The following is a 14,013-nucleotide window of genomic DNA, read 5'->3' as shown; positions in this document are numbered from 1 at the left end:
CCTTACTGCGCCAGCGCCTGCTCGGCAGCGGCGGCCAGGGCCAGCAAGTGGGCATCCTGCATGCGCGCGCCCACCAGCATCAGGCCGACCGGCAGGCTGCGCGCAGAGCGGGGCAGCGGCAGCGAGATGGCCGGCAGGTCGTAGAAATTGAAGATCGAGGTGTTGCGCAAAATCAGCGCATTGGCCGCGAAGAAGGCGCTGTCGTCGTCCAGCAGCGGCGCAATGCGCGGTGCGGTGATGGCGATGGTGGGCAGCAGCAGCAGGTCCACCTCCTGCATGGCGGCATCCATCTGCGCCATCCATTGCTGGCGCTGTTGCAGCAGCTGGATGTAGTAGGGCGCGCTCAAGGCTCGGCCCTTGTCCATGCGTGAGAGCACGCGCGGGTCAAAGGCATCGCGCGCGCTCACCAGCGCCTGCTGGTGGATGGCGGCGGCCTCGGCCGCAATGAGGGTGCCTTCGCTTTGCAGCTGTGCAGGGGCGGCCATCAAATCTTGCCAGGGCAGCTTGCGGAAGGCGGCGCCCTGCGCCTGCAGCACAGCGATGGCATTGTCGGTCTGGGCCAGCACCTCGTCGCTGCAGTCGGTCCAGGGCAGGCCCTGGGGCAGGCCAATGCGCAGGCCTCGCAGGCTGCGCTGGGGCAGCGGCTGGGGGGTGGCGCCGGCCATGGTGGCGTCGGCGGCCGCGCAATCGGCCACCGTGCGGGCCAGCGGGCCCAGCGCATCGAGCGTGTAGGACAGCGCAAATGCCCCGTCACGCGAGACCCGCGCCTGCGTGGGCTTGAAGCCGGTGACCCCATTGAAGGCGGCCGGAATGCGCACCGAGCCGCCGGTGTCCGAGCCAATGGCGATATCGACCAGTCCCCGGCCCACGCTGACCCCGGCACCGGAGGACGAACCGCCGGGGATGTGCAGCGCGTCGGCGGCATTGCCCGGCGTGCCGAAATGGGGATTGATGCCCACGCCCGAGAACGCAAACTCCGTCATATTGGTTTTGCCCACGATCACTGCACCTGCGGCGCGCAGGCGCCGCACCACCGGCGCATCCTGCGCGGCCGGGGCGCTGCGGCGGCGCATGGCGGCGCCGGCGGTGGTCACCTGGCCTGCGACATCGAGCAGGTCCTTGATGGACACGAGCTTGCCGTCCAGCGGGCCCAGCGACAGGCCGCGCGCGGCGCGCTGGTCTGCGGCCTGCGCCGCTTCCTGGGCGGACTCGGGGTAGAGCTGGGTGAAGATGCGCTGCGCCTCGTCGCCCAGCGCGGTCAGGGTCTGCAGGCTTTGGGCAAGGCGTTCGGCGCTGGTAGGCATGGCGAAATCGTTCAAAAATCTGATGGGATTGCCATCGTAACCAATAACTGCGCGCCGATCCGTATGGCGGCGCTGGGAATCCCTCAAGGCACGGCCGCGGTAAAGCTCAGCTGCCCGCTGTAATTACCGGCGGTGCGGCTGATGGCGCTGTTGTAGGCAAAGGTCCAGTTCGCATTGCGGATGGTGACCAGGCTATTGACCGTGCCCGTGCCGCCGCCTGTGACATTGACGCTGGTGCCGGTGCCGCTGGCTGGAATGGTGGGCGCCGGCAGGGCTGCGTCGCTGCTGGTGATACTGACCATATTCATCGGAATGGTGTTGGCGCCGCTGGTCAGCGCGGTGGTGACGGTGGCGAACACGCTGACCTGTCCGCCATTGCTGCGCACCTCCACGGGCAACACATTGCCGCTGGCGGCGACCGCAAAGGTGGGCGCGGTGCCATTCCAGTTGACGGCCGTGTTGTTGCCCGTGGTCGGGGTGGTGGGCACCGCAGGGATGGACGGGCTCAAACTGAAGCCGACCTGCGAGGTGGTGCCGCCCGGCGTGGGCCAGGCGCCGTCGCCGATGCGGAAGAACAGAAACTTGTCGACCTGGATGGAGAAGTTTAGCGCTACCGCGGGTGTAGTGCGCGGCAGGTTGCCAGTGCCCGAGGTCGCACTGGCTGCCTGCGCGCTGCTGCTGGCAGCGGCCAGCGCCAGGGGCCACAGCGCCAGGCACAGCCGGTGGATCGGGCAGCGCTGCGTGCTCATTGGAAATCCGCATTCAGCTTGAAGCTGCCCTTGTCCCAGTCCAGCAGGCCGCTGGCCTTGATGGGGTAGCTCGGTTGCAGGGCCGCCTGGTCATCCTCGGCCTTGGGCACCAGGGCCAAATGGCGGGTCTGGCCGGGCATGATGGGCGTGCCTTCCACGGCCAGCATAAAGCTGCGGCCCTGCGCATCCTTGGCATCGACCGTGCCATCGAGCCGGCCATGGGCGTCGCCGCTGTTGCGCACGGTGATGGCAGGGCTGCGCTTGCCGGCAATGTCGCGCATGCCGATCTGCTGGACTTCGAGCTTGGGCTCGGCGCCGCCCAGCATCACATAGACGGCCACGGCAATGCGGCCGGTGACCGGCAGACTCAGGCTGGCGCCCCCGCTCTGGATGATGGTCTGCTGGGCGGGCTCCACCCCTTCGATGGCGATCATGAAGCGGCATTCACCACGCGGCGCATCGGCCGGCGGCGTGATCTGGAAGCGAAAGGCCTGCTTGGTCTGCGCGGGGACCTTGACGGTGCGGCGCTCCAGCGCCACCCAGGGGCGGCAGCTGCCGGGCAGCAGCTCGTCATGGTAGGTAATCTGGCCGTCGGCCGAATAGCTCCAGTCCAGGGTACGCACCGACAGAGCGGTGGCGGCCGAGCCCAGGTTGTGCAGATCGATGGACTGGCCCAGGCGCTCGCCGCTCTTGGCGGTGAGCTCAAAGCGCGATGGGGAGACCGCCATCTCGAACGGTGCTGCCTGCGCCAGGCAGGCGACAAGCGGCAGGGTCAGGGCCAGAGAACGGCGCACGAAGGAGGAAAAGCTCATGGCTGGGTCTCGATTTCAAAATAGGATTCAAAGCGCAGGCTGCCGCCTTGGCCGATTTGCAGCTCGCGGCGGTCAATGCGCAGCTGCAGGTCAAAGTTTTCGGTGATCCAGGGGGTGCGCACCACACCGGTCCAGACCTGAACCCGGTCACCGGGGCGGCCCATGCCGGGCTGGAAACGGCCGCTGCTGCGCCACTGCACCTGCATGCCCGCGGGCGAGCGCAGACCCGCCACGGCAAGCGGAATGACGTAGTAAATGCGCGCCTGCTTGCCTACATAGGCGGCGGTGGCCAGGCGGTATTCCACATGCCCAAAGGGCAGGCTGATGTTCTGGTTGTCCAGCATCTGCGCCTGGCGGAAATCAGCGTTGACCTGGGCCCGGGGGGAGGTGGAATCATCCAGCCGGATGGCCTGTGCATACGCGCCTGGGGCCCAGGCGCATGCGGCTGCCAGCAAGACGCTGAAGCACGGAAAGCGAAAACGTGGCATGCGCGAGCCTCCTTTATTCCATCGACGCGGTGAAGTACACCGTGCCCTGGTAGGTGCCTGCCGGGTAGATCGTGTCGTTGGCATAGCTGAACGTCAAACGCGTGGCGCTTATCGCATTGGACTGGTAGGTCCAGCCCAAGCAAAAAATAATGAGCGGGAACGAGCAGAAGGTGGCATTGGCGTTGAAGCTGGCTAGCTGCTGGTTAGCCACGCCGCTGAACTGACCGTTCTGGATATCGCCACCACTGCCGTTGCCAGTGCTGGTCCAGCTGATTTTGCTGAACGGTATGTTGGTGCCGCCGCAGGGGCCGCTGACACAGGCCAGTGCAACGCTGGAGTCCACCCGCACTGTCACCGGTCTGGCGGTGGATGAGGTGGAAACAGGCCGCATCGGCGTGACCGAGATATCAATCGCCGGCGTACCCGTCACAGGCGTGGGCGTGAGGCCCACGTTGTTCCCGGTGACATTGAACTGCACGGTGTCCACCCCGGAAGCAGACCCCACCTGCAGCGACAGCGCATAGCTGCTGCCACTGTCGCTGACGGTGGTGATCACGGCGTTGGCAGGCACGCTGATGCCGCAGGCGAGCAGCACCAGCCCCGCGCTTAGCGGTGCGCGCACTGCCTGCAAGGCGGCGCGCGCGGTGGTGGTTGCATCGCGCTTGCGCATCAGACGCCCGTGGCCGTGTAGGTGACGGCGTTGGTGTAGGTGCCCGCCGTCCAGCTGCTGGCCGTGCCGGTCAGTGCATAGGTCCAGGTGCCGCTCATCAAGGTGTTGGTCGAGATGGTGGTGGAAGCGCAGGAGCCCAGGTTGGCGCCGGGGTGGGGCAGCGGCGTGGTGCCGCCGGAGGTGACCGTAAAGCTGGCATTGGCTGGGCCGCCGGTGGCGCTCCAGGTGCCCATGGCGCAGTTGATGGTGGCCGAGCCGGCATTGGTCCAGGCGGCCACATTCAGCACATTGCCGGAGGCGGTCGTCGTCACCGTCGGGGCGGTGCCATCCCAGGGCACCTGGACATTGTTGGCCGTGGCCGTGGGCGTGGTTGCCGGTGTGCCGGGAATGGTCAGCGAGGCGGCCCAGGAGACGGTGTCCTGCGTGGCATTGGTGGTGCCGACCTTGAGCAAGATCAGCTTGGGGATGACCACGCTCAGGTTGACCTTGGCGGTGGCGGTCACGGTGCCGCTACCGGTGGCGGCGAAACCGTACTGGCTCTCAGCCAGGGCATGGCCGGTGCAGGCCAGAGCCAGAGCGGTGCCCAGGGCCAGTGCATTCAATTTTGGGTGTTTCATATCAAAGTCCTCGAAGAAAGAAGCGCATGTTGGCGCACAAGTTCGGTCCATGCCGTGCATCGCAAATAACGCGCGTCGGACCTGGGATCTGCTGCATGGTTATTCCTCCACCTTGGTGATGGGGATCTCGGCGTTGGCTTCGCCACGCAACGGAACATCAACGCTCAGTACCGTGCCGTCGGCTGCGCCCCAGGGCAGGGGCACGCTGTCGAGCGTGAGGCTGAGCTGATGGCGGCCTACGCCAACCATCGGGAAAAAGAAACGCCCTTCGGCATCGGTGGTGGTGCGGTAGCGCCCATCGAGCACGACCTCGATACCCTGCGCGCCGGATTCATCGGCCTGGACACGGCCATCCTTGTTGGCGTCATAAAACACGCGTCCACTGACGCTGCCGCTGCCATTGCCGGGCATGCCGCCAGCGACGGCAAAGGGCCGGCCGGTGCCGCCTTCCCAGCGCAGATAGGCATAGGCGGTCTTGTCGTTGCTGCGGTAGATTTGCGGGCTGGTCCAACTGAGCACCTGGGTGGTGGCCAGGCGCGCCTGGTTGAGCAGCACGCCCAGGCCCATGCTCCAGCCGTTGCCCCACTGCTTTTCGGCCGAAAAGTTGCCCGACAGGCCCCGGCTGGTGAAAAGCCCGCCGCTTTGCGAGGTGTAGCGCAGGTTGCCGAAAAAGCTCAGGCTGTTGCTGGCCCAGTAGCGGCCCTGTACCCCGGCCGTGGGGTAGCGCTGGTGGCTGCCGTTGCTGCGGTCATCGGCCCAGCCCAAGGTGGTGACCAGCTCGGGGCGCATGGTCTCGCGCTGGGCGCTGATCCAGTCCTGCTCCCACTGCAGCTCGCGGCCGGTGGCGGTGCCGTCACCCAGCACAATCTGCTCATTGCTGCGCAGGCTCAGGCTGAAGCGCGAGCGTGGCAGTTCGCCAAAGCGGGTCTGGTAGAAGGCATAGGCATAAAGGCTGCGCATCTTGCCATCGAGGCCGCCACCCTGGCCGTCTCCTGCATAGCGGGTTTGGTAGACGTTAAGGTTGCCGCCCAGCGCGGTTCGGCGGTCCAGCTGGTAGTGCAGATTGCCGCTCAGCCCCACGCGGGTCTGGCCCTGCTGGGCCGGCCAACTGCTGGCGCGCATGCGCTCCACATCCACCCCCGTGCCCCAGCTCATGCGGCTGGTGCTGTGGTCCATGCGCCAGTAGGCGCCCTGCGTGCCCGAGGGCAGCAGGTAGTCACCAAAATGCAGATTGGGGCGGGTCACATAGGCACCCCAGGTATGGCGGTAGCGGCCCAGCTTGGTGTCTGCCTCCAGATACAGGCCTTGTGCACTGCCAGATGGGGTTTGTGCCGAATCGCTGCTTGTGCTGCTGCCCAGCGCGGTCAGTCGGCCGCGCAATGCGCCGTCCTGCTGCGTGGGCGATCCATAGCCCAGTGCTGCAGCCCAGCTGCTGACCCGCTTGCTGCCACTGTCCTGGTCGCTCCAGAGGCCATAGTCCACCGCTGCAACGTTATTGGCCTGGTTCAGTTGGCCAGCGGCATACCAGGCGCCGCCCAGGCGCTGGGTGGCGCCCACCCAGGCGAGCGTGCCCTGGCTTTTTTCGAAGCCGGGGTAGGGGCCGCCAAGCAGGTCGCCGCGCTGGCCCATGCCGGCGCTGATGTCAAAGTCCGCGCCATAGATTCGGGTCGAGAGGCCGCGCAAGGTGCTGGTGCCCAGCATCAGGCGGTAGTTCTGGCCCAGGCCCCGGGTCAGCTCGCTGTAGCCGTCACCGATGGTGGTATCCATGCGGATGCCCGGTGTCAGGGGGATAGCCAGGTTCTGCACGGTGATGCGCTGGCTGCTGGATTGGCGGGCATAGCCCAGGGCGCCAATGCCATTGAAGGCGTCTTGGCCGCCATGCATGCTGCGCACATCGGCCTGCAGCAGCCACTCGCCATAGTTCAGCGTCTGCTGGCGGTACTGGATGCGCTGGCCCAGCTCGATGCCGCGCTTGCTGCCCAGCTCCCCATTGTCGGACTGGGCGACGCCCAGGCGGCTCTCCAGCACCCAGCTGCGCAGCCCCAGCGGCAAAGTGCTGGGGTCTAGCTCGTCGGCTTCAGCGGCCCGCAGGGCCGTCAGTTCATCGGCGCTCATGAAGTTGTCCTCGTAGGCGGCGGGCGCCGCCTCCACGAGGGCGCGCAGCCGGGCTTGTTCGGCCTGGGCGGGGCTCAATGACTCTACCTGGGCACCGGCGTGGGCACCGGCGCGGGCACCGGAGGCTGTCTCACTCTGGGTTTGTGCACGAGCGGTGGTTTGCAGGCCGGCTGCCAGCAGCATTGCCCATGCGGCATGCCCCGCCAGCGACGGGCGGGGGCACGTGCCACTGTGAAGGGGGTGCCGCAGAACAACTTTCATTTGTAATTAGGAGTTAACTTTCGTTGCAAATATTCTGCTTGGGTGGAATCAATCAATTGTCAGATTCTGATACTTAACGTTAAGTGTGTCAGAGGAGATGACAAAGTGGAGATCCACTCTATGTAAAGAAGTTTGAAGCGTTCCAGGCGCGGTGATTGTGATCAGTTATGAGCACGCCATGTCATAAATCTATTTTTGCTATAGATAATTCATATAACAATTTATTAAATAGCAGCACGCTTTGAAGCGGCGCGGCCCGCACCCATATACGCCCTTGATCTGTGTTGATGAAGACTGAGCTCCCATGACCAAAAAACCCATTCCTTCCAGGCCGAAGTGGCCCAGCTGCTCCACCTGGTGACGCATTCGCTGTATTCGAACCAAGAGATCTTTTTGCGCGAGCTGATCTCCAATGCGTCTGATGCATGCGACAAGCTGCGGTTTGAAGCGCTCAATGACAGCGGTCTGTACGGCGACCAGCCCGATCTGGAAGTGCGCGTGTCCTATGACAGCAAGGCCAAGACCTTGACCATCACCGACACCGGCTTCGGCATCGGCATGACAACGCAAGAGGCCATCGACAACTTGGGCACGATCGCCAAGAGCGGCACCCAGGCCTTCATGGACAAGCTGAGCGGCGACCAGAAGGCTGATTCGCAGCTGATCGGCCAGTTTGGCGTGGGCTTTTGCTGCGGCTTAATCGTGGCCAACAAGATCACCGTCGAGTCGCGCCGCGCAGGTGCAGAGGCATCGTAAGGCGTGCGCTGGACCAGCGGCGGCATGGGCGACTTAAGGCGGCGGGGATGCGCACCGAGCCGCCGGTGTCCGAACGAATGACGATATCGACCAGGCCCCGGCCGAAGCTGACACTGGCACCCGAGGAGGAGCCGCCGGGGATGTGCAGCACATCGGCTGCATTGCCCAGTGTGCCGAAATGGGGGGATGCCCACGCCCGAGAACGCGAACTCCGTCATATTCGTCTTGCCGACGATCACCACGCCGGCGGTGGTCACCTGACCAGCCACATCGAGCAGGTCCTTGACCGACACCAGGGCTTGCAGCGTCTATCGCAGGCGCTGCAGTAGTCTCAAGGCACGGACGCGGTAAAGCTCAGCTGCCCACTGTAATTGCCGGCTGTGCGACTGATGGCGCTGTTGTAGCCAAAGGTCCAGTTGGCCGTCCGGATGGTGACCAGGCTGTTGACTGTGCCGGTGCCGCCCCCGGTGACATTGACGCTGGTGCCGGTGCCGCTGGCCGGAAGGGTGGGCGCCGGCAGGGCCGCGTCGCTGCTGGTGATACTGACCATATTCATCGGAATGGTGTTGGCGCCGCTAGTCAGCGCGGTGGTGACGGTGGCGAACACGCTGACCTGTCCGCCATTGCTGCGCACCTCCACGGGCAACACATTGCCGCTGGCGGCGACCGCAAAGGTGGGCGCGGTGCCATTCCAGTTGACGGCCGTGTTGTTGCCCGTGGTCGGGGTGGTGGGCACCGCAGGGATGGACGGGCTCAAACTGAAGCCGACCTGCGAGGTGGTGCCGCCGGGTGTGGGCCAGGCGCCATCGCCGATGCGGAAAAACACATACTTGTCGATCTGGATGGAAAAGTTCAGCGCCACAGCCGGGGTGTTGCGTGGCAGGTTGCCGGTGCCGGAGGTGGCACTGCCTGCCTGCGCCGCTGGGCACAGGGCAGTCAGCACCAATGGCAGCAGCGCATGGCGCAACAGCTTCAGCGGGCAGCGCTGCGTGTTCATTGGAAATCCGCGTTCAGCTTGAAGCTGCCCTTGTCCCAGTCCAGCAGGCCTCTGGCCTTGATCGGGTAGCTGGGCTGAATGGCAGGCTGTCCATCTTCGCCCTTGGGTACCAGGGCCAGGTGGCGGGTCTGGCCGGGCATGATGGGGGTGCCTTCCACGGCCAGCATAAAGTCGCGGCCTTTGGCATCCTTGGCGTCCACCGTGCCTTCGAGGCGGCCATGGGCATCACCGCTGTTGCGCACGGTGATGGCAGGGCTGCGCTTGCCGGCAATGTCGCGCATGCCGATCTGCTCGACTTCGAGCTTGGGCTCGGCGCCGCCCAGCATCACATAGACGGCCACGGCAATGCGGCCGGTGACCGGCAGACTCAGGCTGGCGCCCCCGCTCTGGATGATGGTCTGCTGGGCGGGCTCCACCCCTTCGATGGCGATCATGAAGCGGCATTCACCACGCGGCGCATCGGCCGGCGGCGTGATCTGGAAGCGAAAGGCCTGCTTGGTCTGCGCGGGGACCTTGACGGTGCGGCGCTCCAGCGCCACCCAGGGGCGGCAGCTGCCGGGCAGCAGCTCGTCATGGTAGGTAATCTGGCCGTCGGCCGAATAGCTCCAGTCCAGGGTACGCACCGACAGAGCGGTGGCGGCCGAGCCCAGGTTGTGCAGATCGATGGACTGGCCCAGGCGCTCGCCGCTCTTGGCGGTGAGCTCAAAGCGCGATGGGGAGACCGCCATCTCGAACGGTGCTGCCTGCGCCAGGCAGGCGACAAGCGGCAGGGTCAGGGCCAGAGAACGGCGCACGAAGGAGGAAAAGCTCATGGCTGGGTCTCGATTTCAAAATAGGATTCAAAGCGCAGGCTGCCGCCCAGGCCCATCTGCAACTGGCGTTGGTCTAGGCGCAACTGCAAGTCAAAACTCTCGGTGATCCAGGGCGCACGCACCACGCCGCTCCAGACCAGCACGCGGTCGCCGGGCCGGCCCATGCCGCCCTGGAACAGCCCGCTGCTGCGCCATTGCACCTGCATGCCCATGGGCGAGCGCAGGCCAGCTACCGCCAACGGGATGACGTAGTAAATGCGGGCCTGCTTGCCCACATAGGCGGCGGTGGCCAAGCGGTATTCCACATGTCCGAAAGGCAGGCTGATGGTGTTCGGATCCAGCATCTGCGCATTGCGAAAATCCGAGTTGATCTGGGGACGTGGGGAGCTGGAGTCGTCCAGCCGGGTGGCCTGGGCATGGGCGCCTTGGCCGCAGGCGCCGGCCATGGCCAATAGAGCAGCACAACAGCGAAGGCGAAAGCTGGGCATGGACCCGTCTCCTTATTCCATCGACGCGGTGAAATACACCGTGCCCCGGTAGGTCCCTGCCGGGTAGAACGTGTCGTTGGCATAGCTGAATGTCATGCGCGTGGCATTCATGTTGCGCGTCTGATACGTCCAGGTGCCCAGACAAAGAATGATGATCGGAATCGAGCAGATGTTGGCATTGGCGTTGAAGCTGGCGATCTGTTGGTTGGTCGCACCGTTGAACTGACCGCTCTGAATATCTCCGGCTGCCGAGCCACTGCTGTTGCTGACCGTCCAGCTGATCTTGCTGAACGGGATGACGGTGCTGCCACAGGCGCCGCTTTGGCAGACCAGGCCGGCGCTGGAGTCCACCCGCAAGGTGACGGGTCGGGCGACTTCCGAAGCAATGATCGGGCGAACCGGCGTGACCGAGATATCAATGGCGGGTGAGCCGGTGACGGCGGTGGGTGTAAGGCCCGCATTGTTGCCTGAGACATTGAACTGCACCGTATCGGTACCGGCAGCAGATCCCACCTGCAGCGACAGCGCGTAGTTGGCGGTGCTTGCGCTGTCGCTGACCGTGATGATGACGGCGTTGGCGGGCACCGTGATGCCGCAGGCGAGCAGTACCAGCCCCGCACTCAGCGGTGCGCGTGCTGCCCGCCGGGCGGCACGCGCGGCGGTGGTTGCATCGCGCTTGCGCATCAGACGCCTGTCGCCGTATAGGTGACGGAGCCGGTGTAGGTGCCGGCGCTCCAGGCGGTGGCCGTGCCGGTCAGCGCATAGGTCCAGGTGCCACTCAACAAGGTGTTGGGGGTGAGCGTGGTGGATGCGCATGCGCCCAGGTTGGCGCCGGGATGGGGCACCGGCGTTGCACCTGCTGCTGTCACGGTGAAGTTGGCATTGGGTGGGCCGCCAGCGGCCGGGCTCCAGGCACCCACGGCGCAATTGATGTTGGCAGTGCCGGCATTGGTCCAGGCAGCCACCGACAGCACGTTGCCTGTAGGGGTGACGGCCACGGTGGGCGCGGTGCCATCCCAGGGCACCTGGACGTTGTTGGCGGTGGCCGTGGGCGTGGTGCCGGGGGTGGGCGGAATGGTCAGCGTTGCGTTCCAGGTGACGGTGTCCTGGACGGCATTGCTGGAACCCACCTTGAGCAGGATCAGCTTGGGGATCACCACGCTCAGGTTGACCTTGGCGGTGGCGGTCACGGTGCCCGTACCGGCCGAGGAGAAGCCGTATTGGCTTTCTGCCAAGGCATGGCCGGCGTAGGCCAGCGCCAGGGCAGATCCCAGCGCCAATGCTTTCAATTTTGGGTGTTTCATGGTTCGAGTCTTTCAAGAGAGCAAGCGCCTGGGCGCCGGGGTTTGGCCCACACCGTGCACGGGGTGCGCAATCGGGGGCCTGGGTTCTGCTGCATGGTTATTCCTCCACCTTGGTGATGGGGATCTCGGCGTTGGCTTCGCCACGCAGCGGAACATCAACGCTCAGTACCGTGCCGTCGGCTGCGCCCCAGGGCAGGGGCACGCTGTCGAGCGTGAGGCTGAGCTGATGGCGGCCTACGCCAACCATCGGGAAAAAGAAACGCCCTTCGGCATCGGTGGTGGTGCGGTAGCGCCCATCGAGCACGACCTCGATACCCTGCGCGCCGGATTCATCGGCCTGGACACGGCCATCCTTGTTGGCGTCATAAAACACGCGTCCACTGACGCTGCCGCTGCCATTGCCGGGCATGCCGCCAGCGACGGCAAAGGGCCGGCCGGTGCCGCCTTCCCAGCGCAGATAGGCATAGGCGGTCTTGTCGTTGCTGCGGTAGATTTGCGGGCTGGTCCAACTGAGCACCTGGGTGGTGGCCAGGCGCGCCTGGTTGAGCAGCACGCCCAGGCCCATGCTCCAGCCGTTGCCCCACTGCTTTTCGGCCGAAAAGTTGCCCGACAGGCCCCGGCTGGTGAAAAGCCCGCCGCTTTGCGAGGTGTAGCGCAGGTTGCCGAAAAAGCTCAGGCTGTTGCTGGCCCAGTAGCGGCCCTGTACCCCGGCCGTGGGGTAGCGCTGGTGGCTGCCGTTGCTGCGGTCATCGGCCCAGCCCAAGGTGGTGACCAGCTCGGGGCGCATGGTCTCGCGCTGGGCGCTGATCCAGTCCTGCTCCCACTGCAGCTCGCGGCCGGTGGCGGTGCCGTCACCCAGCACAATCTGCTCATTGCTGCGCAGGCTCAGGCTGAAGCGCGAGCGTGGCAGTTCGCCAAAGCGGGTCTGGTAGAAGGCATAGGCATAAAGGCTGCGCATCTTGCCATCGAGGCCGCCACCCTGGCCGTCTCCTGCATAGCGGGTTTGGTAGACGTTAAGGTTGCCGCCCAGCGCGGTTCGGCGGTCCAGCTGGTAGTGCAGATTGCCGCTCAGCCCCACGCGGGTCTGGCCCTGCTGGGCCGGCCAACTGCTGGCGCGCATGCGCTCCACATCCACCCCCGTGCCCCAGCTCATGCGGCTGGTGCTGTGGTCCATGCGCCAGTAGGCGCCCTGCGTGCCCGAGGGCAGCAGGTAGTCACCAAAATGCAGATTGGGGCGGGTCACATAGGCACCCCAGGTATGGCGGTAGCGGCCCAGCTTGGTGTCTGCCTCCAGATACAGGCCTTGTGCACTGCCAGATGGGGTTTGTGCCGAATCGCTGCTTGTGCTGCTGCCCAGCGCGGTCAGTCGGCCGCGCAATGCGCCGTCCTGCTGCGTGGGCGATCCATAGCCCAGTGCTGCAGCCCAGCTGCTGACCCGCTTGCTGCCACTGTCCTGGTCGCTCCAGAGGCCATAGTCCACCGCTGCAACGTTATTGGCCTGGTTCAGTTGGCCAGCGGCATACCAGGCGCCGCCCAGGCGCTGGGTGGCGCCCACCCAGGCGAGCGTGCCCTGGCTTTTTTCGAAGCCGGGGTAGGGGCCGCCAAGCAGGTCGCCGCGCTGGCCCATGCCGGCGCTGATGTCAAAGTCCGCGCCATAGATTCGGGTCGAGAGGCCGCGCAAGGTGCTGGTGCCCAGCATCAGGCGGTAGTTCTGGCCCAGGCCCCGGGTCAGCTCGCTGTAGCCGTCACCGATGGTGGTATCCATGCGGATGCCCGGTGTCAGGGGGATAGCCAGGTTCTGCACGGTGATGCGCTGGCTGCTGGATTGGCGGGCATAGCCCAGGGCGCCAATGCCATTGAAGGCGTCTTGGCCGCCATGCATGCTGCGCACATCGGCCTGCAGCAGCCACTCGCCATAGTTCAGCGTCTGCTGGCGGTACTGGATGCGCTGGCCCAGCTCGATGCCGCGCTTGCTGCCCAGCTCCCCATTGTCGGACTGGGCGACGCCCAGGCGGCTCTCCAGCACCCAGCTGCGCAGCCCCAGCGGCAAAGTGCTGGGGTCTAGCTCGTCGGCTTCACCGGCCCGCAGGGCCGTCAGTTCATCGGCGCTCATGAAGTTGTCCTCGTAGGCGGCGGGCGCCGCCTCCACGAGGGCGCGCAGCCGGGCTTGTTCGGCCTGGGCAGCGCTCAGTGACTCCACCTGGGCACTGACTGCCTGATCGCTCTGTGCTTGGGCTAGGGGCACATGCCCACCAAGCACCAGCACCAACATCCCCCAAGCGGCAAGCCCTGTAAACGCCTGGAAGAATCCAGTGCCGCTGCACAAGGGATGCCGCTCAACAACATTCATTTGTAATTAGGTGTTAACTAACGTTGGATTTATTTTGCGTGGATGCCACCAATCAAATGTCAAAATTTGATACACAACGTTAAGTGTGTCAGGGGAAATAACAATGAGATGTGATGGTGTGCATAAAGGAAATTGAATATCTGCTCTACGGGTGATCATGATCATTTATCAGCGATCTATGTCATAAATCTTTGCTTGATATAGATTGTTTGGATAAACAATTCCTAAAATGACGGTATAGCTTGAAACGGCGCGGCCCGCACCCATATAGGCCCTTGATCTGTGTTGAT

General features: G+C 65.0%; 13 protein-coding genes and 2 pseudogenes. 1 reads left to right on the top strand and 14 read right to left on the bottom strand.

Features of this window, described 5'->3' with window-relative positions:
* Positions 1 to 2: 2 nt before the first annotated feature.
* The 7 genes from ACPEE1_RS21090 to ACPEE1_RS21060 form a co-directional block, all read right to left on the bottom strand.
* The gene (locus tag ACPEE1_RS21090; RefSeq protein WP_260718761.1) at positions 3 to 1,304 is read right to left on the bottom strand and encodes an amidase; all 1,302 of its coding nucleotides are present in this window, start codon (positions 1,302 to 1,304) and stop codon (positions 3 to 5) included.
* Between the two features lie 83 nt (positions 1,305 to 1,387).
* Positions 1,388 to 2,053 (bottom strand): hypothetical protein, encoded by a 666-nt coding sequence (locus ACPEE1_RS21085; RefSeq protein ID WP_423934782.1) that lies wholly within the window; start codon positions 2,051 to 2,053, stop codon positions 1,388 to 1,390.
* Positions 2,050 to 2,865 carry a hypothetical protein gene (locus ACPEE1_RS21080; protein WP_423934780.1) on the bottom strand — a complete coding sequence of 272 codons (816 nt, stop codon included), beginning with the start codon at positions 2,863 to 2,865 and terminating at the stop codon, positions 2,050 to 2,052. The genes ACPEE1_RS21085 and ACPEE1_RS21080 overlap by 4 nt, the downstream gene beginning before the upstream one ends.
* The gene (locus tag ACPEE1_RS21075) at positions 2,862 to 3,353 is read right to left on the bottom strand and encodes a hypothetical protein (RefSeq protein WP_423934779.1); all 492 of its coding nucleotides are present in this window, start codon (positions 3,351 to 3,353) and stop codon (positions 2,862 to 2,864) included. Before ACPEE1_RS21075 ends, ACPEE1_RS21080 begins: the two co-directional genes overlap by 4 nt.
* Positions 3,354 to 3,366: 13 nt before the next feature.
* Entirely contained in the window at positions 3,367 to 4,023 is a 657-nt protein-coding gene (locus ACPEE1_RS21070; RefSeq protein ID WP_423934777.1) for a hypothetical protein, read from the bottom strand.
* Positions 4,023 to 4,640 carry a hypothetical protein gene (locus ACPEE1_RS21065; RefSeq protein ID WP_116926192.1) on the bottom strand — a complete coding sequence of 206 codons (618 nt, stop codon included), beginning with the start codon at positions 4,638 to 4,640 and terminating at the stop codon, positions 4,023 to 4,025. The genes ACPEE1_RS21070 and ACPEE1_RS21065 overlap by 1 nt, the downstream gene beginning before the upstream one ends.
* Positions 4,641 to 4,739: 99 nt before the next feature.
* On the bottom strand, positions 4,740 to 6,938 hold the full coding sequence (locus tag ACPEE1_RS21060) for a hypothetical protein (RefSeq protein ID WP_423934776.1): 2,199 nt from the start codon (positions 6,936 to 6,938) through the stop codon (positions 4,740 to 4,742).
* A gap of 372 nt (positions 6,939 to 7,310) precedes the next feature.
* Between ACPEE1_RS21060 and ACPEE1_RS21055 the strand changes: the two are divergent.
* Positions 7,311 to 7,769, top strand: a pseudogene (locus ACPEE1_RS21055) (molecular chaperone HtpG); the annotation flags it as partial.
* A gap of 37 nt (positions 7,770 to 7,806) precedes the next feature.
* Here the strand turns inward: ACPEE1_RS21055 and ACPEE1_RS21050 are convergent.
* The 7 genes and pseudogenes from ACPEE1_RS21050 to ACPEE1_RS21020 form a co-directional block, all read right to left on the bottom strand.
* A pseudogene (locus tag ACPEE1_RS21050) lies at positions 7,807 to 8,065 on the bottom strand (amidase family protein); the annotation flags it as partial.
* Between the two features lie 38 nt (positions 8,066 to 8,103).
* On the bottom strand, positions 8,104 to 8,769 hold the full coding sequence (locus tag ACPEE1_RS21045; protein WP_423934774.1) for a hypothetical protein: 666 nt from the start codon (positions 8,767 to 8,769) through the stop codon (positions 8,104 to 8,106).
* The gene (locus ACPEE1_RS21040) at positions 8,766 to 9,581 is read right to left on the bottom strand and encodes a hypothetical protein (protein ID WP_423934772.1); all 816 of its coding nucleotides are present in this window, start codon (positions 9,579 to 9,581) and stop codon (positions 8,766 to 8,768) included. Before ACPEE1_RS21040 ends, ACPEE1_RS21045 begins: the two co-directional genes overlap by 4 nt.
* Entirely contained in the window at positions 9,578 to 10,069 is a 492-nt protein-coding gene (locus ACPEE1_RS21035; RefSeq protein ID WP_243419463.1) for a hypothetical protein, read from the bottom strand. The genes ACPEE1_RS21040 and ACPEE1_RS21035 overlap by 4 nt, the downstream gene beginning before the upstream one ends.
* A gap of 12 nt (positions 10,070 to 10,081) precedes the next feature.
* Complete coding sequence (locus ACPEE1_RS21030) at positions 10,082 to 10,753, bottom strand: hypothetical protein (protein ID WP_260718764.1); 672 nt, start codon at positions 10,751 to 10,753, stop codon at positions 10,082 to 10,084.
* Positions 10,753 to 11,373, bottom strand: a complete 621-nt coding sequence (locus tag ACPEE1_RS21025; protein ID WP_232539510.1) for a hypothetical protein — start codon at positions 11,371 to 11,373, stop codon at positions 10,753 to 10,755. Before ACPEE1_RS21025 ends, ACPEE1_RS21030 begins: the two co-directional genes overlap by 1 nt.
* A gap of 97 nt (positions 11,374 to 11,470) precedes the next feature.
* Positions 11,471 to 13,618, bottom strand: a complete 2,148-nt coding sequence (locus tag ACPEE1_RS21020; protein WP_423934769.1) for a hypothetical protein — start codon at positions 13,616 to 13,618, stop codon at positions 11,471 to 11,473.
* Between the last annotated feature and the right edge of the window lie 395 nt (positions 13,619 to 14,013).

This window comes from Comamonas sp. 23 (genome assembly GCF_049601575.1).
GTDB lineage: Bacteria > Pseudomonadota > Gammaproteobacteria > Burkholderiales > Burkholderiaceae_C > Comamonas > Comamonas squillarum.
This window is presented reverse-complemented; position numbering and strand designations above follow the sequence as displayed.